Annotated in this window: 2 protein-coding genes; both read right to left on the bottom strand. The window is 75.2% G+C overall.

Annotated features, from left to right (window positions below; translation table 11 throughout):
* Positions 1 to 27 precede the first annotated feature (27 nt).
* Positions 28 to 633 (bottom strand): vancomycin high temperature exclusion protein, encoded by a 606-nt coding sequence (locus DQW06_RS22990; protein WP_117199291.1) that lies wholly within the window; start codon positions 631 to 633, stop codon positions 28 to 30.
* Between the two features lie 241 nt (positions 634 to 874).
* The gene (locus DQW06_RS22995) at positions 875 to 1,486 is read right to left on the bottom strand and encodes a DUF1707 domain-containing protein (protein WP_197724940.1); all 612 of its coding nucleotides are present in this window, start codon (positions 1,484 to 1,486) and stop codon (positions 875 to 877) included.
* Positions 1,487 to 1,907: the final 421 nt, after the last annotated feature.

Below are 1,907 nucleotides of genomic sequence, written 5' to 3' on the forward strand. Positions count from 1 at the left end.
GCCGGGACTCAGTCCGGGCGGGGGCCGCTAGAGCTCGCTCCGGGCGGGCGCCGGGCGCAGCACGGCGTCGCGCAGGGCCTTGACCGCGGCGGCGACCTCACGGGCGTAGCCGATCACGGTGGAGCGGCGGCGGGCGCCCATGCTGGAGTCGCCCACCCCGACCGCGTCGATCCCCGCGGCGCGGGCGAGGGCGACCGTGCGGGGCAGGTGGAAGGACTGGGTGACCATGGTCGCCTCGCGCACCCCGAACAGGTCGCGCACCCGCACACAGGTGTCCCACGTGCGGTAGCCGTGGCGGTCGGCGTCGATCCGGTCGGCTGGCACGCCCTGCGCGACCAGGTACGCGGTCATGGTGTCGGTCTCGCGGCGCGACACCTCGCGGTTGTCGCCGGAGACGATGATCCGTTCGACCCGGCCGTTCTCGTACAGGCGCACGGCCAGGTCCAGGCGGCGGGCGAGCAGCGGTGAGGGTCCGTCGTTCCAGGCGGCGGCCCCCAGGACCACGGCCACGGGCCGGTGCGGGACGGTGTCGACCTCCCCGCGGCGCCCGGCGCTGCCCAGGAAGGTCCAGGCGTAGGGGCCCAGTGCCAGGGCGCACGCGCCCGCTCCGACCGCCGCGATCCCCAAGCCCACCCTGCCGCCCCTCTCCGTCGTCCGGCGCGCGTGCGCGGGGCCGCGCGCCGCACCCATCATGGCGCACCGGCGGAGGCCCGGTATCCGGACGAAGGCGCACGGACCCGTGCGGGGGGCCGAAAACCGGGACGCGTCGGAACCTCCGTGCCGGGCCTGCCGCCCCCGGGACGCCCGGGACCGGCCGCGCACGGGACCGGTTCCCGCTCGCGAAGGCCTGCCGCCCCCGCGCGGGATCCCGGGCTCAGCTCCCCAGACCCGCCAGGCCGCCCCAGGAGAAGGGCCGCTTGTACCGAACCGTCAGGGAGCCGCCCTGGCAGGAACCGGTGATGACGAAGTGCGGGGCGGACGCCCGGCGCAGGGAGTCGGTGCTGTTGCGCAGTGTGCCGAACCAGGAGGCGTCCGCCTCCACCTCGGCGGTGGCGCCCTCGGGCAGGATCACGGTGCCGTTCCCCCAGGAGGCGTCCACGTGGACCTCGACGACGGCGCTGGTCAGGGAGGCCTCGCGGAAGTCGAGCCGGGTGAGGCCGTACTTGTTGTGCACCTCGACGCGGCGCGGCACCTGCCACGCGCCCCTGCGGATGACGGGGCCACCGCCCTGGGAGCGGATGACGAGGGCGTCACCGCCGTCGTGGCGCTCCGGGAGGACGCCCTCCACCGGCCGCGCGACGGCGCCCGGCAGCGTCTCGGCGCCCGTCGGCAGGTCGGCGGTGACCGGTTCGAGGTCGGCGTAGGTCTTGGCCGCGTAGACGGCGTTGAGCCGTTCGTCGAGTTCGTCGAGGGTGATGCGCCCCTGTGCCGCCGCCTCCCGCAGGACCTCCGCCACCTGGTCCCTCTCCGCGTCGGAGACACGCATCCGACTCATGTCATTGGAGGCCACTGTCGCTCGCCCGGTCCTTTCCCGCTCCTTTTGTCACCACCACGGTAGAGCATGGGCGGAAAGGAGCGCGGTGCGGAACCGGCGCCGCCGCGGACCGGCCCCTCACACGGGCGGGAGCGGCCGCGGGGTCGCGACCGGCACCCGCGTCCCCGATCACCGCAGGTTCGCGGCCCGGCGCGCTTTGGGGAGGTCGGGGACTGGGTACCGCTTCTCTAGGGTGGTTGAGGACTCTGCCGGGGTAGGACGGACCCCGGCAGAGTCCTGAACCACACGTGGTTCCTGCCTCCCCCTGGTACACGATCTCGCGTCGGCGCGCGTCTGCACAGCGCGTGTCCGCAACCGGCCACCCCGTGAACCGCTCCCCCGCCGCGCGGCCCGCCGTACGGGCCCGGCGCTC

Origin of the sequence: Nocardiopsis sp. TNDT3 (assembly GCF_003427465.1) — a bacterium.
In the GTDB taxonomy this organism is placed as follows: Bacteria; Actinomycetota; Actinomycetes; order Streptosporangiales; family Streptosporangiaceae; genus Nocardiopsis; species Nocardiopsis dassonvillei.